Annotated in this window: 18 protein-coding genes; 8 read left to right on the top strand and 10 right to left on the bottom strand. The window is 68.6% G+C overall.

The window, feature by feature from the left end; translation table 11 throughout:
* Positions 1–31 precede the first annotated feature (31 nt).
* From TMO_RS29930 to TMO_RS23055, 6 genes are read left to right on the top strand one after another with little or no spacing between them, the layout of a single operon-like run.
* On the top strand, positions 32–586 hold the full coding sequence (locus tag TMO_RS29930) for a hemerythrin domain-containing protein (RefSeq protein ID WP_014753216.1): 555 nt from the start codon (positions 32–34) through the stop codon (positions 584–586).
* Positions 583–1,851 carry a gephyrin-like molybdotransferase Glp gene (gene glp / locus TMO_RS23035; protein WP_014753217.1) on the top strand — a complete coding sequence of 423 codons (1,269 nt, stop codon included), beginning with the start codon at positions 583–585 and terminating at the stop codon, positions 1,849–1,851. The genes TMO_RS29930 and glp overlap by 4 nt, the downstream gene beginning before the upstream one ends.
* Positions 1,848–2,336: a DUF2478 domain-containing protein gene (locus TMO_RS23040; RefSeq protein ID WP_014753218.1), complete on the top strand. Its 489-nt coding sequence runs from the start codon at positions 1,848–1,850 to the stop codon at positions 2,334–2,336. Before glp ends, TMO_RS23040 begins: the two co-directional genes overlap by 4 nt.
* A 36-nt stretch (positions 2,337–2,372) precedes the next feature.
* On the top strand, positions 2,373–3,419 hold the full coding sequence (gene moaA, locus TMO_RS23045; protein WP_014753219.1) for a GTP 3',8-cyclase MoaA: 1,047 nt from the start codon (positions 2,373–2,375) through the stop codon (positions 3,417–3,419).
* A gap of 28 nt (positions 3,420–3,447) precedes the next feature.
* Entirely contained in the window at positions 3,448–3,954 is a 507-nt protein-coding gene (gene mog / locus TMO_RS23050) for a molybdopterin adenylyltransferase (protein WP_014753220.1), read from the top strand.
* A gap of 20 nt (positions 3,955–3,974) precedes the next feature.
* Positions 3,975–5,183 carry an NnrS family protein gene (locus tag TMO_RS23055; RefSeq protein ID WP_014753221.1) on the top strand — a complete coding sequence of 403 codons (1,209 nt, stop codon included), beginning with the start codon at positions 3,975–3,977 and terminating at the stop codon, positions 5,181–5,183.
* Between the two features lie 9 nt (positions 5,184–5,192).
* Here TMO_RS23055 and TMO_RS30800 read toward each other — a convergent pair whose 3' ends face one another.
* From TMO_RS30800 to TMO_RS23105, 10 genes are all read right to left on the bottom strand, one after another.
* Positions 5,193–5,792, bottom strand: coding sequence for a GGDEF domain-containing protein (locus TMO_RS30800; RefSeq protein ID WP_187297861.1), 600 nt, complete (start codon positions 5,790–5,792; stop codon positions 5,193–5,195).
* The gene (locus TMO_RS31865) at positions 5,677–6,684 is read right to left on the bottom strand and encodes a hypothetical protein (protein WP_014753223.1); all 1,008 of its coding nucleotides are present in this window, start codon (positions 6,682–6,684) and stop codon (positions 5,677–5,679) included. The genes TMO_RS30800 and TMO_RS31865 overlap by 116 nt, the downstream gene beginning before the upstream one ends.
* Positions 6,685–6,794: 110 nt before the next feature.
* Positions 6,795–7,541, bottom strand: a complete 747-nt coding sequence (locus TMO_RS23065) for an amino acid ABC transporter ATP-binding protein (RefSeq protein ID WP_014753224.1) — start codon at positions 7,539–7,541, stop codon at positions 6,795–6,797.
* Positions 7,542–7,548: 7 nt separating this feature from the next.
* Complete coding sequence (locus TMO_RS30805) at positions 7,549–9,747, bottom strand: ABC transporter permease subunit (RefSeq protein WP_187297862.1); 2,199 nt, start codon at positions 9,745–9,747, stop codon at positions 7,549–7,551.
* A 116-nt stretch (positions 9,748–9,863) separates the two neighbouring features.
* Positions 9,864–10,907 (bottom strand): transporter substrate-binding domain-containing protein, encoded by a 1,044-nt coding sequence (locus TMO_RS23080; RefSeq protein ID WP_014753226.1) that lies wholly within the window; start codon positions 10,905–10,907, stop codon positions 9,864–9,866.
* A gap of 217 nt (positions 10,908–11,124) precedes the next feature.
* On the bottom strand, positions 11,125–12,033 hold the full coding sequence (locus TMO_RS23085; RefSeq protein ID WP_014753227.1) for a dihydrodipicolinate synthase family protein: 909 nt from the start codon (positions 12,031–12,033) through the stop codon (positions 11,125–11,127).
* Positions 12,034–12,154: 121 nt separating this feature from the next.
* Positions 12,155–12,757, bottom strand: a complete 603-nt coding sequence (locus TMO_RS23090) for a glutathione S-transferase family protein (protein WP_014753228.1) — start codon at positions 12,755–12,757, stop codon at positions 12,155–12,157.
* Positions 12,754–14,061 carry an NAD(P)/FAD-dependent oxidoreductase gene (locus tag TMO_RS23095; RefSeq protein WP_014753229.1) on the bottom strand — a complete coding sequence of 436 codons (1,308 nt, stop codon included), beginning with the start codon at positions 14,059–14,061 and terminating at the stop codon, positions 12,754–12,756. The genes TMO_RS23090 and TMO_RS23095 overlap by 4 nt, the downstream gene beginning before the upstream one ends.
* A gap of 2 nt (positions 14,062–14,063) precedes the next feature.
* Positions 14,064–15,392, bottom strand: a complete 1,329-nt coding sequence (locus TMO_RS23100; RefSeq protein WP_014753230.1) for an NAD(P)/FAD-dependent oxidoreductase — start codon at positions 15,390–15,392, stop codon at positions 14,064–14,066.
* Positions 15,393–15,569: 177 nt separating this feature from the next.
* Positions 15,570–16,487, bottom strand: coding sequence for a LysR family transcriptional regulator (locus tag TMO_RS23105; protein WP_014753231.1), 918 nt, complete (start codon positions 16,485–16,487; stop codon positions 15,570–15,572).
* A 332-nt stretch (positions 16,488–16,819) separates the two neighbouring features.
* Between TMO_RS23105 and urtA the strand changes: the two genes are divergently transcribed.
* Both urtA and urtB read left to right on the top strand, forming a co-directional pair.
* Positions 16,820–17,995 (top strand): urea ABC transporter substrate-binding protein, encoded by a 1,176-nt coding sequence (gene urtA / locus TMO_RS23110; protein ID WP_041607532.1) that lies wholly within the window; start codon positions 16,820–16,822, stop codon positions 17,993–17,995.
* A gap of 205 nt (positions 17,996–18,200) precedes the next feature.
* Positions 18,201–19,130, top strand: a complete 930-nt coding sequence (gene urtB / locus TMO_RS23115; protein WP_014753233.1) for an urea ABC transporter permease subunit UrtB — start codon at positions 18,201–18,203, stop codon at positions 19,128–19,130.
* Positions 19,131–19,154: the final 24 nt, after the last annotated feature.

Genomic DNA, 19,154 nt, shown 5'->3' on the forward strand with positions numbered 1-19,154 from the left:
TGGTGACAGGCAGAGGAGGAGGTGCGGGAGCATGGAAACCGACCGGATCGCCCTTGGCGCCCTGACCGAGGGCCTGCCGCCCACGCTTTTCCTCTCGCCGCTCGACCGGATCTTCGCCGATCATTTCCGCCAGCGCGCCCTGTTCCGCAGCCTGGACCGGATCGCTACCACGCCGGATGTCGATCCGGCGCTGATCACCGCCGTGACCGGCTTCCTCGCGACCGAGGTCGAGCCCCACTGGACGGATGAGGAAGACGACCTCTTCCCCCTGCTCCGCGCCCGCGCGCGCCCCGAAGACAGGATCCGCCGGCTGCTGGCGAGGCTCGCCCGCGATCACGACGCCGCCCGGACCGCGCGCGCCCGGATCATCGCCGGCCTGCCCGACCCCGCCACCCGCCGCGATCCGGCCTTCCGCGAGATGCTGACCGGCTTCGCGGCGGATGAGCGCCGGCATCTCTGCCTGGAGAACGCCGTGGTCCTGCCGATTGCGCGGGCCCGGCTCGGCCATCAGGATCTGATGGTGCTGGGCCAGCGCATGGCCGCGCGGCGCGGCGTGCCCATCGCCATGACGGAGTATGTGACATGACCTCCCCCGGAGAGTGCAACTGCGACGGCCCCGGGCTGCTCGCCCTCGACCAGGCGGTGGCCCGCGCCGTGGCGCTCTGCCGGCCGGTCACTGACACCGACGACGCGCCTCTGGCCACGGCGGCGGGCCGGATCTCGGCCGCACCGCTCGTCGCTCCGGAACCGATGCCCCGCTTCGACCATGCCGCGATGGACGGCTATGCCCTCCGTGGCGAGGATCTGGGCGGCAGCGGGCCGTGGCCGTTGCCGGTCACCGGCCTTGCCGCAGCGGGCGGCGCCGCACCGGCAGCGAACAGCGGGCCGCACGCCCTGCGCATCCTGACCGGCGCCCCGGTGCCCGCGGGCTTAGACCGGGTGGTGATGCAGGAAGACTGCACGGCCGGGGACGGGATGGTGACGATCCGCCGCGATCCCGGCCCCGGCGCCAATATCCGCCGCGCGGGAGAGGATGCCCGGGCCGGCCAGATCCTGTTTCCGGCCGGGCGGCGGATCGACGCCGTCGCCGTGGCGCTCGCCGCCATCGCCGGCCGGCCGGTGCTGCCGGTGGTGCGGCGGACCCGGGTCGGCGTGATGACTTTCGGAGACGAGCTGGTGGCGCCGGGCGCCCCACCCGGCCCGGCGGCGATCCATGATTCCAACCGGCCGATGCTGCTGGCGGCGCTGGCGCGGCCCGATGTCGCGGCGGCCGATCTGGGCGCCCTGCCCGATGATCAGGCGATCATCACCGCCGCCATCACCGATGCCGCGGGCCGTTTCGACCTGATCGTCTCGACCGGGGGGGCCTCGGTCGGTGATCGCGATCACCTGAAACCCGCCTTCCTCGCGGCCGGCGGCACAATCGAGGGCTGGCGGGTGGCGATGAAGCCCGGCAAGCCGGTGATGTTCGGCCGGATCGGGGGTGCCGTTTTCCTGGGCCTGCCGGGCAATCCCGTGGCCGCATTGCTGGGCCTGCGCCTGTTCGGCACGGCGATGATCCGCCGGTTGCAGGGGCGCCCGGCCGAGCCCCCGCCGGTCATGGCCGCCGCCGGCTTCACCCATGGCCGCCGGGCCGGGCGTACCGAATTTCTGCCCGCCCGCCTCAGCTGCCAGCCGGGTCGGCAGCCCGCCGTCGTCACCACCGGCGGCAGCGGCGCCGCACGGCTGGTGCCGCTCGTCGCCGCCACCGGATTTGCCGTCATCCCCGCCGCGCAGGACACGGTGGCGCCCGGTGACCCCGTCGGCTGGCTGCCTTTCGCCGACACCGATCTGTCCGGAGACCCGTCATGACCGCCACCGACAGCCCCGCGCCGCGCATGGCCGTGATCATGGTCGATCGCGGCATTCCCGCCGATGCCGTCTTCGATCGGGTGGCAGCCCGGCTCAGGGCCCGGGGCCTGCGGGTCGGCGGCCTGGTCCAGCGCGAAGGCCCCGCACCCGAAGGCTGCTGCGCCGCCATGGATCTGGAAGAGCTGGAGAGCGGCCGGCTGATCCGGATCTCGCAGGATCTGGGCCCCGGCGCCCGCGGCTGCCGGCTGGACCCGCGCGGCCTGGCCGAGGCGGCGATCGCGGCCGAAACCGCGCTGGCCCGCGGGCTCGACCTGCTGGTGATCAACCGCTTCGGCAAGGGCGAGGCCGATGGCGGCGGACTGCGCGCAGTGATGGCCGCCGCACTCGATGCCGGCGTGCCGGTGCTGACCGCCGTCCGCCCGCCCCTATGCCGAGGCCTGCACCGCCTTCCATGGCGGCATGGCGGCCGAACTGCCGGCGGATGAGGCCGCCGTGCTCGCCTGGTTCGCGGAGACCGGATCATGAGCATCCTCCACCCGCCACCGCCCCTGTCGGGCGTGGCAGACGCGGCCCGGGGCTGCCCGCTGATCGACAGCTTCGGCCGCCAGGTCCGCTATCTGCGGCTCTCGGTCACCGATCGCTGCGATCTGCGCTGCGTCTATTGCCTGCCGGCGCAGGCACGCTTTCTGCCGCGCGCCGCCATCCCCTCGCTCGACGAACTGGCCACGCTCGCCGATGTCTTCATCGCAGCCGGGATCCGCCGCATCCGCCTCACCGGCGGCGAACCGCTGGTCCGGCGCGGCGTGATGACCCTGGTGGCGCGGCTGGGCGCGCTGGTCGCCCACGGCATGCTCGACGAGCTGACGCTCACCACCAACGGCACCCAGCTCGCCCGACATGCCGACGCCCTTGCGGCCGCCGGGGTGCGGCGGGTGAACGTCTCGCTCGACAGCCTCGATCCCGGCCGCTTCGCCGCCCTCACCCGCGGCGGCGATCTGGACCAGGTGCTGGCCGGCATCGACGCGGCGCAGGCCGCCGGGCTGCATGTGAAGCTCAACACCGTGGCGCTGGCGGGCGAGATCGAGCACGAGATCGACCGGCTGATCCGCTTCGCCCATGGCCGGGGCATGGATCTGACCCTGATCGAGGTCATGCCGCTGGGCGAGACCGGCACCGATCGCCGCCACCAGCACCTGCCGCTCAGCCACTTCCGCGCCGAACTCGGCCACCGCTGGACGCTCACCGATCTGCCCGACCGCACGGCCGGCCCGGCGCGCTATGTCCGGATCGAAGAGACCGGCGGCCGGCTCGGCTTCATCACCCCGCTCAGCCACAATTTCTGCGAAAGCTGCGACCGGGTGCGGGTGTCGGCCACCGGCCGGCTCTATACCTGTCTCGGCCATGAAGGCTCGGTCGATCTGCTGCCGGCGCTGCGTGGCGGCGGTGCCGCGGCGGCCGAAGACGTGATCCGCCGGGCGCTGCTGCTCAAGCCCCGCGGCCATGATTTCGTCGTCGACCGCCACCGCGTGCAGGGCATCGGCCGCCACATGGCGGCACTCGGCGGCTGACACGCGCCTTAACCGAAAGCCCTCTCCCATGCGCATCGGCATCCTGACCATCTCGGACCGCGCGGCCGACGGCCGCTATCAGGATCAGGGCGGCCCGGCCATCGAGGCCTGCCTTTCCGCCCGGATCACCAGCCCCTGGACACCCGACCGGCGGATCGTGCCTGACGGGATCGAGCCGGTTTCGGCCGCCCTGATCGATCTGGCCGACCGGGCCGGGGCCGGGCTGATCCTGACCACCGGCGGCACCGGGCCCTCACCACGCGACCTCACCCCCGAAGCCCTCGCCCGGGTGATCGACCGCGAGATGCCGGGCTTCGGCGAGGCGATGCGCGCCGCCAGCCTGAAGACCGTGCCCACCGCCATCCTGTCGCGCCAGACCGCCGGGCTGCGCGGCTCGACGCTGATCGTCACCCTGCCCGGCAAACCGGCCGCGATCGGCGTCTGCCTCGATGCCGTCTTCCCCGCCATCCCCTGGTGCCTGGAATTGACCGGGGCCGGGCGGATCGATGCCGCCGGTGCCTTCCGCCCGGCCTGACGCACAGGGAGAAAGATCCGATGACCAGCCGCCCCTCCGGCGCCGCCCTCAGGCGGGCGGGACCGCCGATCCTGCACGGTTTCCGCCTGTTCTTCCTCACCGCCTCGATCTGGGCGGTGCTGGCGATGGCGATCTGGGTGCCGCTGCTGCGCGGGATCTTCGCCCTGCCGGGCGGCCTCGGCCCGATCGACTGGCACGCCCATGAAATGGTCTTCGGCTATGTCTTCGCCGTGGTGGCGGGCTTCCTGCTGACGGCGGTGCCCAACTGGACCGGGCGCCTGCCGCTGACCGGCCGGCCGATCGCGGTGCTTGGCCTGCTCTGGCTGGCCGGACGCGTCGCCATGGCATCGGCGGGCCTCGCCGGCACAACCGGCCCCTGGATCACGGCCGGGTTCGATCTCGTCTTTCCGGTGGTTCTGGCGCTCGCGATCGGCCGCGAGATCCTGGCAGCCCGCAACCAACGCAACCTGAAGGTTCTGGTCCTGCTCGCCCTGCTGATCGCCGCCGATGCCGGGTTTCATGCCGCGCTGATCCTGGAGACCGATACCCGGCCCTGGCTGCGCGCCGGGCTGGGGGTGACCCTGCTGCTGATCATGCTGGTCGGCGGGCGGATCGTGCCCAGCTTCACCCGCAACTGGCTGGCGAAGCAGCCCGGAGCCGGCCCGCTGCCGGTGCCCTTCAACCGTGTCGATGCGGTTTGCATGGCGGTTGCGGCCATGGCCCTGGCGCTCTGGGCCATCCTGCCCGAGGCAATGGTCACCGCCTGGGCGGCGCTCGCAGCCGGGCTGCTGCACATCGCCCGCCTTGCCCGCTGGGCCGGCTGGCGGACCGGTGGCGAGGCACTGGTGCTGGTGCTGCACCTCGCCTATGCCTTCGTGCCGATCGGGTTCCTGGCCGTCGCGCTGTCGGTTCTGCTGCCGGGCAGCCTCACCCCGCAGGCGGCGCTGCACGCCTGGAGCGCCGGTGCCGTCGGGCTGATGACCCTGGCGGTGATGAGCCGCGCGGCACTCGGCCATGGCGGGCTGCCGCTGACGGCCGGGCCCGCCGCGCGCACGGCCTATGCCTGCCTGACGGTCGCGGCGCTGGCGCGGGTCGCCGCCGGCAGCAGCCTTGCCGGCGATCTGACCATGCCGCTCACCGATCTGGCCGCGGGCGGCTGGATCGCGGGGTTCCTGATTTTCATCATCGGCTATCGCCGGGTCCTGACCGGCCACAGCGCCAAGGGCTGATCGCGGCGGTCAGGCCATCTCCACCCGGTTGCGGCCGTTCTGCTTGGCGCGGTACATGGCGCGATCGGCTGCGGCAAGAGCTGCCTCCAGCCCGGCGCCGTCGGGTGTCACCAGCGCCACCCCCAGGCTGGCCGATCCGCAATAGGCCTCGACGCCGGGCCCGAGCGGCACCTCGACGCCGCGAATGGCGTCGAGCAGCCGCACGGCGATCCTCCGCGCCTCCACCCCGTCGACATCGGTCAGCAGCACGGCGAATTCCTCGCCGCCGATCCGGCCCAGCAGATCCTCGCAGCGCAGGCTCGCCTGCATCACACCCGCCAGCCTGGCCAGCACCCGATCCCCGGCCGGATGCCCCCAATTGTCGTTGACCCGCTTGAAATGATCGGCATCGACGGTGATCACCGCGGCCGGCCGGCCCTCCCCGGCCAGACGGTCGGTCAGCGCCCGCGCCTTTTCCATGAAGGCGGTGCGGGCGAGCGTGCCGGTCAGCCCGTCATGGGTGGCGGCATGATGCAGGCGCTCCATCAGCTCTTCGCGGCTGGCGGTGACCGCGACGACGGTGAGCGGCGCCAGCGCGGTGAGGGTGATGCCGATGCGGATCGAGATCATGTCCTCGCGCGGGATCGGCGGGCGCGAGGTGCACATGCCCCGCCGACACCATCAGCACCATGGCGAGCGCCGAGACCAGAACCAGTACCGCGGTGCCGAACGGCCGGTAGCGCAACGCGCACCAGAGCAACGCCGGTACCGGAAAGGTCAGCGCCCCGGCACCGCCGACCAGCACGGTGGCCAGCAGCGACAGGGCCAGTGCCACGGCCGGCGCCCAGCGCCAGGGGGCGACCTCTTCCAGCCGCGGGATCGGCGGCCGGCGCCGGCGTTCGGGGCGGGGCGGCAGCGCCGGGGGCGCCGACGATGCGCCCAGCCGCTCCGGCATGGTCAGGATCACCGGCAGGATGGCCATCACGTTCAGCAGATCGGCACCGAACCAGTTGCCGAAGGCCTCGACCGGCGAGCGGCCGAACAGCACGGCCTCGGCCTGGCACCCCAGCCCGGCACCGACGGTCGCGACCGCCAGCGCCGTGCCCGCCAGCGCCAACACCCCGGACGACCGGGTGAGCGCCAGCTGCGCAGGCGTGAGCCGCCGGAGCAGCAGCACCCCCACCGCAACCCCGGCCATGTTGGCCGCCGTCATCCACAGGCTGACATCCAGCGGCGAACCGGTGAGATAATCCGCCAGCACATAGCCGAGGGCCGCCCCCAGCCACCCCGCCGGGCCTGATGTCCCCTTCCAGCGCAACATCATGCCGAGCAGGATCGCATTGGCCGGCCAGACCGCCGCCAGAAAGCCCACCGGCCGGGTGAAGATCCCGAACAGCGCAGCGATGAAGATGATCAGGAACACGACCCCGGCCCGGGCGGGGTGGCGAAGCCAGGCCGGCATCGGCCGGGTCGGCTGCAACCCGGCCGGCTGCCTGGTGGCGATCGGTTCCTGCGGCGACATGGCCTGCCCCTCCCCCTGTCCGATGCGGGTGCATCGGACAGGCGTTCTATCACCGTTTCGCTCCGGTTGCCAAAGCGTACATGTGGCGTGGCAGGGAAGGCCTTCGTCACTCAGTGATTGAGGAGCTGCGACAGAAAGGTCCTGGCGCGTGGTGTCGCCGGATCGGAGAAGAAGCGGGCCGGATCGGCCTGTTCGACGACCCTGCCATCGGCCATGAACACCACCCGGTCGGCCACCTGGCGGGCAAACCCCATCTCATGGGTCACACAGATCATCGTCATGCCGTCACGTGCCAGCGTGACCATCACCTCGAGCACCTCCGAGATCATCTCGGGATCCAGCGCCGAGGTCGGCTCGTCGAACAGGATCATCCGAGGCTCCATGCACAGCGCGCGGGCGATCGCCACACGCTGCTGCTGCCCACCCGACAGCTGCCCCGGATACTTGTCGGCCTGATCGGCGATGTGCACCCGTGCAAGACAGGCCATCGCCCGTTCCCGGGCGGCACGCCTGGACAGCCGGCGCACGCAGAGCGGCGCCAGCATGCAGTTGTCGATCACCGTCAGATGCGGGAACAGGTTGAAATGCTGGAAGACCATGCCGGCCTCACGCCTGACGGCGTCGACATTGTCCAGCCGGTCATCGAGTTCCCGGCCGAAAACGGCAATCGAACCGCCATCATGCTCCTCCAGCCGGTTGATGCAGCGGATCAGGGTGGATTTGCCGGACCCGGAAGGACCGCAGATCACCACTTTTTCGCCCAGGGCGACATCCAGATCGATCTCCTTCAGCGCCTGATAGCCGCTGTAGAACTTGTTCATCCCGCGGATGACCACGGCCGGTTCCTGCAACGACATGGACGCACTACCTCCGGGACGAGTTCAGCCGGTGCTCCAGATGTGCACCATAGCGGGAGAGCGAGAAGGTGAAGGCGAAGTAGATCAGGGCAACGAAGAGATAGACTTCCAGATAGGCGAAGTTCCACTCGGCATCGCCATAGGCGGTGGCACCCGAGGCCAGAACCTCGAAGAAGCCGATCACCACGATCAGCGAGGTTTCCTTGAAGGTGACGACCAGCTGGTTGACCGTCGGCGGCAGGATGGCCTTGAACACCTGGGGCAGCAGCACCCGCAGGATGCGGTCGCGATAGGGCAGCCCCAGCGCCATGGCCGCCTCCTCCTGCCCTTTGGGCAGGGCCTGGAAGCCGCTGCGCAGGATCTCGGCCTGATAGCAGGCGAAGAACAGCGCAAAGACCAGGATCACCCGGTAGAGCTTGTCGCCCTGAAGCCAGCCGGGCAGTGCAAAGGGCAGGACGATCGCCGCAGTGTAGATCAGCGCCAGCAGCGGCAGGGCACGGATGGTGTCGATGATCCCGCCGGTGATCGTCGCCAGCGGCTGAAGCTTCGACCGTCGGACCAGGGCGAGAAGAATGGCGAGCGGCATGCCGATGATCACCACCGAGGCGAAGACGAAAAGGGTGAGGGCGAGCCCGCCCCAATCCTGCGGCGACAGTTCACGCAGCCCGGCGAAGCCGCCGCTCATCAACAGGTAGAAGCCGGTGAAACCACCCACCCACAACAGGGCGATCCGCCGCAGGTTCCACATCCGCGGCCAGGCGGACAGCAGGCCTGCACCGATCAGCAGGGCACAGCCGAGCGCCGAACGCCACTGCTCTTCGACGGGATAGAGGCCGAACAGGATCAGCCGCCAGCGGGCGTCGATCACGCTCCAGCAGGCGCCGGCATCGGCCGCCCGGCAGAGGGCACGGTCCGCCTGGTCCCAGACCGCCGAGACCACCGCCCAGTCGCCGACCCTGATCACGATCCAGCCGATCGCAAGGCCGAAGATCAGGCTGGCACAGCCACTGCGCCAGCTGCGGAAATAGCCGGCCCGAAGCTCGCCCCATGACCGCGGCAACAACCGCACCGGGGCGAGCCGGCCGCCTGACATGCGCAGTTGGTCGCCCTTCAGCCGGATCACGGCATTGATCCGGTTGAAGAGGGTGGCCAGCAGATAGTTGATGCACCAGAACACGACCATGAAGATGCCGATCAGCTCGAAAGTCTGGCCGCTCTGGTTGATCGCGTTGGAAACGACGAGGAAGAAGTCGGCGAAGCCGACCGCAAGGCCGATCGTGGTCGCCTTGAGCAGCCAGACATACTGGCTGGTCAGAGTCGGCATCACCGCCCGGATCGCCAGCGGCAACCGGATCTGGAAGAAGGTCGCGGCATCGCTCAGGCCCAGCGCCTTCGAGGCCTCGATCAGGCCGCGATCCACCGACTGGAATCCCGAGCGGATGATCTCGGCGATATAGGCCGAGCCGTAGACCGCGAGTGCGATGACGCAGGCCAGCATCTCCTGCGACAGGCGGAAGCCGCCCCGCAGGTTCAGCCCCTTCAGCGCCGGCAGGTCGAGCAGCGGCGTGCCCGGCACGTGGGTCGCCTGGAAGATGGCCACCGACAGGCCCAGTGCCGCCAGAAGGGCCAGTCCCGCGCGGCGAAACTTCGTGCCCGGCGTTGCACCACCCCTATTGGCCAGAAGCAGCCAGAGGGCGGTGGCCACCCCTGCGACCATCACGACGCAGATGGCGATGCCGGCGGCCACCGGCAGGTTCGCCACCGGCAGATAGACGCCGCGATTGCTGAGGAACAGCGCATCGCCCATCGACACCGCCTGACGCGGGGGCGGAAGGGCGGTGAGGATCTTGTACCACAGCATCAGCTGCACCAGCATCGGCACGTTGCGGAAGATTTCCACATAGACCGTGCCGGCCAGGCTGGCGACCGCATTGCGGGAACTGCGGATGGTACCGATCACGACGCCGACCACGGTCGCGATCGAGAGCGACACCGCCCCCAGCAGCAGCGTGTTGAGCAGGCCGGCGAGCAGCGCCTTCCAGTAAGGATCGGTCGGCCCGAAGGGAATGACCGAGAAGCCGAGATCCCAGCCGGTCGCGCGCCACAGGAAACCGAAACCGCTCGCCATGCCGTTGAACGCAATGGCGGCCCGGGCATTGCCGACCAGCCAGACGACCAGGGCCGCGAGGGCCCCGATCACCACCATCTGAATCACAAGGCTGCGGGTGCGTGCGGATCCCAGACCGTTCAGACGGCGCCTTTCCCCGGTCAGCGGACCGGGGATGCGGGGCCGGCCCCGCCCGCCGCGCGCGATCTCCGCCATCAGTCGAACGCGACCGGATAGTGGACGCCGCCATCCTTCCACAGCGCATTGATCCCGCGTTCGAGCCTGAAGGCCGACTCCATGCCGAGATCACGCTCCCAGATCTCGGAATAATTGCCGTTCACCTTGATGACATTATAGGCCCAGTCGTCGGGCAGACCCAGGCGCTTGCCCACGCCGGGGGTGGTGCCCAGCATGGTGGCGATGGCCGCACTCGGCGGATTGGCGCGGATCTCGTCGACATTCTTCGAGGTGATGCCCTCCTGCTCCGCAAACCAGAGAGCGTTGAGCGCCCAGTTGGCAATGTCTTCCCACTGGTCGTCGCCTTCTTTCACGTACCAGACCTGCGCTTCCAGAGAGACCACATCGGGCAGGATCAGCTGGTCGTCGGGGGTCTTCGCGTTCATGCGCGACACGGCGAGCGTCGAAGCCGTGCCGATGATCCCGTCACAGCGCCCTTCGAAATAGGCCGACAGCAGTTCTTCCCACTTCTCGTAGGACACCGTCTCCAGACTGATGCCCTTGGCCGCGGCATATTCGGCGATCACCCGCTCATTGGTCGAACCGGCCGGCGCACAGATCGATCCGCCATCCAGATCGGTAATGTGCGCAGCGCCCAGCTCCTTGTGGGTCATCACCTGAAAGGTGCCGATGATGTAGGGGCGCGAGGCGTTGAAGCCGAGTTCGGTATCGCGGCTCTGGGTCCAGCCGCTCTGCTTGATCACCACGTCGAGTTCGCCCGACTGGAGGGCCGGCCAGCGCTGGGCCCAACTGATCGGGATCAGATCCAGATGGCCTTCATAGGTGCCGAAGATCGCGGTCGCGAACACCCGGCACATGTCGATGTCGAAGCCGGTCCAGTTGCCGGTGCCGTCGACCTGAGCGAAGCCCAGCTGGCTGCCGGTATGGGCCGGGCAACGGAGCGCGCCACGCTTCTGGACCTCCGCCAGCTTGCCCGCAGCCGGCCTTCCCTCTGCATATGCCGCATGACCCGACATCACCAGACAGGCGAGACCGACACCCGCCATGATTCCCTTGTACATCTCCCGTTCTCCCTGTCGTTGCCGGACGCCCTTCCCACAGACGTTCCGGTGGATGATGCTCTCGCCCTCAAGATGATCTGAAATGATCAGAGCTGCATTTTTGTCGACTTCAAATCCATCATCTCCAGGATCATCGTCACCTACTCTGCGCCCCGGCTGCCTTTTATCCCAAATTCATTCTTTTGGGTGGCTCATGCCTTAAATGCATGGATTGCGGTCACGATGCCACCTGCAAAGGAGCCTCGAGGTCACGCAGAATCTGCACCAGCCGATCGATCTCGGTGGCATCGAGCCCGGTGACCGGGGTGCGCAACACGCCGCCATCCGTGCCCTGCAGCTTCATCGCGGCCTTGATCGGGCTCGGGAAGCTTCGGGTCACGAGGCCCAGCGCCAGCGGGTTCAGCTTCTGCTGCAAAGCCCGGGCCCGGGCGACGTCACCGGCGGCCACGGCCTTCCAGAGATCGACGGTCAGTTCGGGCGCCACATTGGACGTGTAGGTGACGGCACCGGCACCGCCGGCGAAGCCAAGCTCGGCGATATAGCTGTCCCGTGAGGTATAGACCGCCACCCGCGGTGACAGCCGCCGCACGCCTTCCGATGCCTGGAGCTGATCGCCTTCCTTCACACCCACGAAATGCGGGCTCACCTCGGCGATCGCCTCCAACTCGTCCAGGCTCAGCATCGGCGAGGTGTAGGTCGTGTTGTAGACGATGTAGTCGAGATCCGAGACGCTGCCCATCCGGCGGAAATAGGCCACACGTTCGGCCTGGGTCAGGCGGTAGAAGAACGGTGCCAGGATCATCAACCCCTGAGCACCGATCGCTTCGGCCGCGCGGATGTCCTCGACGGTCTCGAAGTCCCCGACACTGCCGGCCGTGGCGATGACTGCAGCCCGGCCGGCGAGGGTGTCGACGGCACAGCGCAGCGCGTCGCGGCGTTCGGCCGGCCGCAGGCTGCCGCCCTCGCCGGTGACCGCGTTCATCACCACACCCGCACAGCCGGCATCGGCCAGCCGGACCAGATGCCGCGCAAGGGCGTCGAAATCGATGCGGCCGTCGGAATCGAACGGCGTGATGGAGGCTGCCAGAATGCCCTGCAAACTGCTCATGCCCTGCGAACTGCTCATGTGGGTCTCCGGTATCTCAGACGAAACGGTGGACGATCGGGCCAGGCAACGGACACGGGCTGGCTGCCCTCGCCCGCGGCCATTGCCGGGTCGGATCGGAAAGGAACGGGAAGCTCGCCGCTCAGTCGATGGCGGTCGCCGCCACCGCGGGATGTGCTGCAAATGCGTCGAACCAGACGGCCAGGCCCGGCCGGGTGTCGCGCCAGGCCAGATCGCCGAGGCGGAAGTCCAGATAGGCAAGCGCGCAGAACACCGAGATCGTGCCGATGTCCATCCGCTGGCGAAGTCCCTCGGCTTCCGTTTCGAGGCAATCGAGGCCGTCGACGATCTTGCTGCGCCAGGCCTCGATCCATGCCGGCCAGCGCAGGGCCTCGGGACGCAGGGCCGTCTCGTAACGGCACTGAAGTGCCGCATCGACCATGGTATCGGCCAGTGCGGCCTGGCGCTGATTGCGCCACAGGTCGTCGCCGGTGCCTATCACGCCCCCCCCGGCAACCATGTCCAGATAGGCGCAGATCACCGGGCTGTCGAACACCACGGTGCCGTCGTCGGCGATCAGCACCGGGATCTGGCCCGACGGATTGATGCGGCGGAAATCGGGGTCACGGCGGGTGAGATCGCCCGGCGTGCGGATCAGTTCCAGACGATCGGCCAGACCCAGGAGATGGGCGACGATCATCACCTTGCGCGCGAAGGGCGAGCTTGGGGAGTGATGAAGCTTCATGGGGTCCTCCGGGCGGCCGCGGGGAAGAGTCGGAACCTGCCGGCGGAATAGGGTGCGAGATCGAGCGCCGGCACTTCGTCCGCAGCCAGCGCCGCCACCAGCCGTGCCGTGGCCGGCGCCATCGACGGACCGGCATGACCATGGCCGAACGCATACAGGACCTGCACGCAGCGTCGGGCGCGGCCGATCACCGGCAATCCGTCGGGGGTCGAGGGGCGGTGGCCCATCCAGCGATCGACCCGCACCTCCGGCGCGCCGGTATCGAGCCCCGGCAGGCCACGCGCGGCATGGTGCAGGACGATATCGGCCCGGCGCCAGTCCGGAGCCTTGTCGACGGGCGCCAGCTCCACCTGTCCCGCCGCCCGAAACCCGCCGGGCTGGGGTGAGACGGCGATCTTGCCGTCGCTCAGTATGACCGAATGCCGCGGACCGACGCTGGCACCTGACACATGGACATGATAGCCGCGCTCCGAGGCCAGCGGCACCCTGTCCCCCAGTTTGCGGGCAAGGACATCCGAGCGGATGCCGGCAGCGATCACCGCATGGCTGCACGGCATCAGTCCGTTATCGGCCTCCACCGCCACCAGCCGGCCGGCCTCGATCCGAAAGCCGATCGCGCGCGCCGCCAGCACCTCGCCGCCACCACGAACCAGCAGCGCCGCCAGCGCCTGGCAATAGCCGGCGGTGTCCGCAAGCCAGGCTCCATCCTCGATCGAGGTGGCGAAGCCATAGCCCTCGGCAAGGTCGGGTTCACGCGCCCTGAGATCCGCGGCCTCGATCTCGCGCAGCCCGATGCCCAGCCGCGCCCGGATTCCTGCCTCGGCCTTGCCGGCCAGATAGGTTTCCCGCCTGCGAAAAACCGTGACCAGACCATCGCGCCGGACCAGTTCCGGCACACCGGCCGCCTCGGACCATCGGACATAGTCCGAAATCGCATCGCGGCAGAGGGCGTAGCGCCGCCTGGCGCAGGCCTCGACCTTCTCCCAGCTGCTGCCCGCCAGCAGGAAACGCACCAGCCAGGGCGCAAGCCGTGGCAGATCCATCGGCGACAGATAGAACGGCCCGGTCGGATCCATCAGGAAGCCTGGCACCTTCTTCCACAATCCCGGGACCGAGGTCGGCATGACCGATGCCGGATTGATCCAGGCGCCATGACCATAGGATGCGGATTGCCGCCCGCCTGCCGGCCCGGGATCCAGCACCACCACCTGCCGGCCGCGGCGCTGCAGTTCCAGCGCCACATGCAACCCGACGATGCCGGCACCGATCACGACACAGCTTCCGGTCATGTTCTCGCCCCCCATGGTCAGCGCCCCCTCCGGCGCAGCCCGGCCATCTCGCGGACGTCCTTGCGGTCCTTGGCCGCCACCCAGCGCGCGGCCACGAACGGGCTCAGACCATGGAAGGGCAGCGGCCGCATCGGCTCGAAGGGAATGGTCAGCGCGGTTTCGGGTTCGCCCAGCGCATCGCGGGCAAGGTCGCGCCCGAAGGTCGTGCCCATGGCGACGCCACGGCCGTTGCAGCCCAGCGCCGCGGTCACGCCCGGCGCCAGACGGTGAAGCTTCCAGGTGCCGGCCAGGCTCATCGCCATCCAGCCGCTCCAGCGGATCTCCGGATCCAGCCGGACCGGCGCCAGCTGGGGAAAGATCTCCTCCAGCCGTGCCACGCTACGGGCAAGATCGGGTCCGGTGTCATGGCCGACCGGCGGGCCATAGCCGTTGAAATGGATCCGCAGATCGCTGGTCACCCTGAGCCCGATCAGCAGGCGGCGACGGTCGGTCATCACTGCCGCCCCGGGCAGGACGCTACGGGCGACGGCCTCGGACAGTGGTTCGGTCGCAAAGTGGTAGGACCGCGCCGGCACCACCGTCCGGCGCAGTCCCGGCCAGAGGTCGTCGGCATAGGCATTTGTACACAGGATCACCCGGGTGGCCGTCACCTGGCCTCGGGCGGTACGGATGATCCAGCGCGGGCCGTCGGCCGCGATCGACAGCGCCCGGCTGTCCTCGAACACCCTGGCGCCGAAGCCGATGGCGGTACGGACCAGGCCACGGACATAGGCCATGGCGTTGACTGCACCGCCACGTTCATCCTTGAAAGCGCCCAGATAGAGCCGGCTGCCGATCTGCCGGGCGGCCTCGTCGCGATCCAGGAACCTCACCGGCTTGCCTTCGCGGGCCATGACCTCCGCCCGGGCCGACAGCTCCGCCGCCGCAGCCGGGGAATGGGCGGCGACGATCACGCCCCCCCGGCGCACCCCGGCATCGAAGCCGTGCCGCTCCGCCAGGCCGAACACCAGATCGGGCCCCGCTTCGCAGGCTTCGTTGAAACGTGGTCCATGCAGGGGGCCATAGCGCCGCACCGCCTCGTCGAGGCTGAGCTTCGAAGCCGGGGCCACATGGCCGGCATTGCGGCCCGAGGCTCCCCAGCCGACGGCATTCGCTTCCAGTACGACCACGGACGCACCTGCCCCGGCCGCGTGCAGCGCCGCGGATGCGCCGGTGATCCCACCGCCCACGATCGCCACATCCGCGTCCACCGCACCGACCAGGGCCGGAAGGTCGAGCGGCGCACCGGCGCGAGCCGTAAAGGCGGTACGTGGCAGGTCGCGTGGATCGGAATTCGGGCTGTACACGGGCGGCATTCCCTGAGCGAGGCCAGCGTCGGCACGGCCAGGCCGCATGACGCGCTACCCCCTGAGCCTAGGCCCGGCAGAGACCTGCCACAAATGCATCTTTCCCCCCATGTCATATCCATTTTGGAATGAGCTGTATGACCTCAAGGTTCTGGAGATTTCAGGGGGCCGGATGCCTCAGGATTCCGGATGCTGGCCGATCTGCCTGGCTGCGACCGCCTGAACATGCGCGATGAAAGCCTCTGCAACCACCGAGAGCGGCCGCTGCTGGGGCAGGATCAGGCCCAGCGCGATCGGCACATGCGGTTCGAACGGCACCACCTCGAAGCTCTCCCGGCCGTCGCGGAACGAGACCGAAAAAGGATCGACCAGGCCGACCCTGTCGCCGATCTCGACGAATTTGCGCACGATGTGGCTATGGTTGGTCGCGATCACCTGATTGATCCAGATGCCCGCCTCCGCCAGCGAGGCCATGATCACCGCGCCCAGGCCCAGCGTTCCCGGATAGGACACGAACGCCACCCCGTCCAGGTCGCGCGGCGTGATCCGTCTCCGTCCGGCCAGCGCATGGCTGCGCGGCACCAGACAGACGATCCCGGCACTGACCAGGGTGTGTGTGGTCAGATGCTCTTCCCTCTGCGGATAGTGCACGAAACCGAAATCATAGAGCCCCTGGGCGACCATTGTATGGATCTTCTCGGCATCGACCACGTCGACCTGGATCTGGAGCGTCGGATGTTCGTCCCGGAAGGCCTCGATCGCGCCCGGCAGCAGCGAGATACCGAAGGTCGCGAGGGTGGCGATGCGCAGGGTCGGCTTGCGCAGCGGCGAATTCGCCCGTCCGAAGGTTTCGATCAGATCGATCTGCTGCATCAGTCGGGCGACATGCTGTGCCAGCAGTTCGGCCTCGGGCGTGGGCCGCAGCTTGCCGCCGGTGCGCACGAACAACGGTACGCCGACCGTTTCCTCGATCTGCTTCAGCGTCTTGCTGGCATTGGGCTGGGTGGTGTTCAGCTCGTCGGCCGCCTCGGTCACCGAGCCGGTCTTCATGTAGACGAGGAAAGTCTCCAGCTGGCGGATCTTCAGACGGTGCATGGGTATCCGGCGGGCGACAGGAAAAGGGGCAGCACCTCATTCTATGGCCGATGCGGGGTGGGAAGGCAAATCCGCCGGCACCGACCTCTGCCGGCTGTTTCTTTCGCACCTGCGTAATCCCACGTACGCAGCCCGCCGTATTTTCGCAGCGCAGCAAATCCCCGACCATTCGATGGCGCGATGCGGACCGTTCCCCCGGCGGCCGTGTCCCGAAGCTCCATCGATCAGGAGGGGACATGACCCTGACCCATTCAGCGGGCCACGCGCCCCGGTTCGGCCTGAAGCGGCTGGCGGCCGCGGTGGCCGTGTCCGTCACCACCTCGCTGGCCGCCATGGCCGGCATCGGCGACGTCGCGCAGGCGGCACCGGCCACCGCCGAGGTCAACACCACGGGCCTGGCCGTCACCGATACCGAGGTCACCGTCGGCATCCTGCACTCGGTCACCGGCACCATGGCGATCTCGGAAACCGGGTCGGTTCAGGCGGAAAAGCTCGCCATCGAGCAGATCAACGCCTCGGGCGGCATCCTGGGCCGGCAGATCAAGATCATTCAGGAAGACGGCGCCAGCGACTGGCCGACCTTCGCCGAGAAGGCCCGCAAGCTGCTGGTCAACGACAAGACCGCGGCGGTGTTCGGCTGCTGGACCTCGGCCAGCCGCAAGGCGGTGCTGCCGGTGTTCGAAAAGGAAAACGGCCTGCTCTACTACCCGACCTTCTATGAAGGCCTGGAGCAGTCGCCCAACGTGTTCTACACCGGCCAGGAAGCCACCCAGCAGATCCTGGCGGGCATCGACTGGGTGATGAAGGACAAGGGGGCCAAGTCGTTCTATCTGCTCGGCTCCGACTATATCTGGCCGCGCACCTCGAACAAGATCGCCCGCAAGCATATCGAGATGAACGGCGCCCAGGTTCTGGGTGAGGAATACTTCCCGCTGGGCCACACCCAGTTCAATTCGGTCATCAACAAGATCAAGCTGCGCAAGCCCGACGTGATCTACGCCATCATCGTCGGCGGCAGCAACGTCGCCTTCTACAAGCAGCTCAAAGCCGCCGGTATCGACCTCAGCAAGCAGACCCTGCTGACCATCTCGGTCACCGAGGACGAGGTCCGCGGCATCGGCGGCGAGAACATCGCCGGCGCCTATGCGGCGATGAAGTACTTCCAGTCGCTCGACAACGAGAACAACAAGGCGTTCGTCAAGGCCTTCAAGGACATGTGGGGCCAGGACATGGTGATCGGCGACGTCACCCAGGCCGCCTATCTGGGCCCCTGGCTGTGGAAGGCCGCGGTCGAAAAGGCCGGTTCCTTCGACGTCGACAAGGTCCGCGAGGCCTCGCCCGGGATCGAGCTGACCACCGCGCCCGAAGGCTATGTCAAGATCCACCCGAACCATCATCTGTGGAGCAAAACCCGCATCGGCCTCGCCAAGCCCGACGGCCAGTTCGAGGTGCTCTACGAGACCGCAGAGCTGATGGAGCCCGATCCCTTCCCGAAGGGCTATCAGTAAAGCGCGGACCGGCGGCAGGGCGCGGGCAGTGCTTCCCCCTGCCCGCGCCTGCCGCCGCAACCGGCCGAAGCCGCTCCCTTTTCTCCCGCGCCTGCCCCCCTCACACTCTCCTCCTCCCGCTCTCCCCCACCCGTTCCTGTCCATCCCACCACGGCGCGCGCCGCCCCGATCGGGGCGCTGCCGCCGTCCGTCCGGGAGGTGTCGCATGTTCGACGGCTACACGGCGTCAGAGCTGGTCTCGATCCTGGCCATGCAGGGCTTCGCCGGTCTGATCCTCTTCTCCGTCTTCCTGCTGATGGCGCTGGGTCTCGCGATCATCTTCGGCCAGATGGGCGTCATCAACATGGCGCATGGCGAATTCATGATCCTCGGCGCCTACATGACCTATCTCACCTCGCATCTGGTTCAGGACTACGCGCCCGGCCTGTTCGGGGGCTATTTCTTCCTGGCCATGATCGTGGCCTTCATCGCCGCGGGTGCGCTGGGCCTGTTGCTGGAATGGGCGCTGATCCGCCATCTCTATCGGCGACCGCTCGACACGCTGCTCGCCACCTGGGGCGTGTCGCTGATCCTGCAACAGCTCTACCGTTCGATCTTCGGCGCCCGCGAGGTGGGCGTCACCCTGCCCGACTGGATGATGGGCGCGATGTCGCTCACCGACACGATCGAGGTGCCGATCAACGGCCTGTTCGTGATGGCGCTGACGCTGGTCATCTCGGGCATCGTCTTCCTGCTGATGTTCCGCTCCTCATGGGGGTTGCAGGTGCGCGCGGTCACCCAGAACCGGGTGATGGCGGGTGCCGCCGGCATCAACGGCCGCCGGGTCGATGCCATGACCTTCGCGCTCGGCTGCGGCATCGCCGGCGTCGCAGGCTCTGCCTTCACCATGATCGGCTCCACCGGCCCGACCTCGGGCCAGCTCTACATCGTCGACACCTTCCTGGTCGTCGTTTTCGGCGGCGCGCAGAGCCTGCTCGGCACCATCGCCTCGGCGCTCACCATCTCGCAGTCGCAGTCGACGCTGGAATTCTTCCTCTCGGGCAGCATGGCCAAGGTGTTCACGCTGCTGGTGGTGGTGCTGATCCTGCTGGTCCGGCCGCAGGGGCTGTTCGTCCTCAAAGTGCGGAAGGGCTGAGACGATGACCGATGCCGTGACCCG

This window comes from Tistrella mobilis KA081020-065, from assembly GCF_000264455.2.
GTDB classification, from domain to species: Bacteria; Pseudomonadota; Alphaproteobacteria; order Tistrellales; family Tistrellaceae; genus Tistrella; species Tistrella mobilis.

Excerpts from the sequence above, each read along its gene's own strand:
- TMO_RS30800 (WP_187297861.1), bottom strand. The coding sequence starts at position 5,792 with ATGATCTCGATCCGCATCGGCATCACCCTCACCGCGCTGGCGCCGCTC.
- TMO_RS23065 (WP_014753224.1), bottom strand. The coding sequence starts at position 7,541 with ATGTCGTTGCAGGAACCGGCCGTGGTCATCCGCGGGATGAACAAGTTC.
- TMO_RS23105 (WP_014753231.1), bottom strand. The coding sequence starts at position 16,487 with ATGCACCGTCTGAAGATCCGCCAGCTGGAGACTTTCCTCGTCTACATG.
- urtA (WP_041607532.1), top strand. The coding sequence starts at position 16,820 with ATGGCCGGCATCGGCGACGTCGCGCAGGCGGCACCGGCCACCGCCGAG.
- TMO_RS30805 (WP_187297862.1), bottom strand. The coding sequence starts at position 9,747 with ATGGTGGTGATCGGGGCCCTCGCGGCCCTGGTCGTCTGGCTGGTCGGC.
- urtB (WP_014753233.1), top strand. The coding sequence starts at position 18,201 with ATGTTCGACGGCTACACGGCGTCAGAGCTGGTCTCGATCCTGGCCATG.
- mog (WP_014753220.1), top strand. The coding sequence starts at position 3,448 with ATGCGCATCGGCATCCTGACCATCTCGGACCGCGCGGCCGACGGCCGC.
- TMO_RS29930 (WP_014753216.1), top strand. The coding sequence starts at position 32 with ATGGAAACCGACCGGATCGCCCTTGGCGCCCTGACCGAGGGCCTGCCG.
- TMO_RS23085 (WP_014753227.1), bottom strand. The coding sequence starts at position 12,033 with ATGAGCAGTTCGCAGGGCATGAGCAGTTTGCAGGGCATTCTGGCAGCC.
- glp (WP_014753217.1), top strand. The coding sequence starts at position 583 with ATGACCTCCCCCGGAGAGTGCAACTGCGACGGCCCCGGGCTGCTCGCC.
- TMO_RS23040 (WP_014753218.1), top strand. The coding sequence starts at position 1,848 with ATGACCGCCACCGACAGCCCCGCGCCGCGCATGGCCGTGATCATGGTC.
- TMO_RS23055 (WP_014753221.1), top strand. The coding sequence starts at position 3,975 with ATGACCAGCCGCCCCTCCGGCGCCGCCCTCAGGCGGGCGGGACCGCCG.
- TMO_RS23095 (WP_014753229.1), bottom strand. The coding sequence starts at position 14,061 with ATGGGGGGCGAGAACATGACCGGAAGCTGTGTCGTGATCGGTGCCGGC.
- TMO_RS23090 (WP_014753228.1), bottom strand. The coding sequence starts at position 12,757 with ATGAAGCTTCATCACTCCCCAAGCTCGCCCTTCGCGCGCAAGGTGATG.
- moaA (WP_014753219.1), top strand. The coding sequence starts at position 2,373 with ATGAGCATCCTCCACCCGCCACCGCCCCTGTCGGGCGTGGCAGACGCG.
- TMO_RS23080 (WP_014753226.1), bottom strand. The coding sequence starts at position 10,907 with ATGTACAAGGGAATCATGGCGGGTGTCGGTCTCGCCTGTCTGGTGATG.
- TMO_RS31865 (WP_014753223.1), bottom strand. The coding sequence starts at position 6,684 with ATGTCGCCGCAGGAACCGATCGCCACCAGGCAGCCGGCCGGGTTGCAG.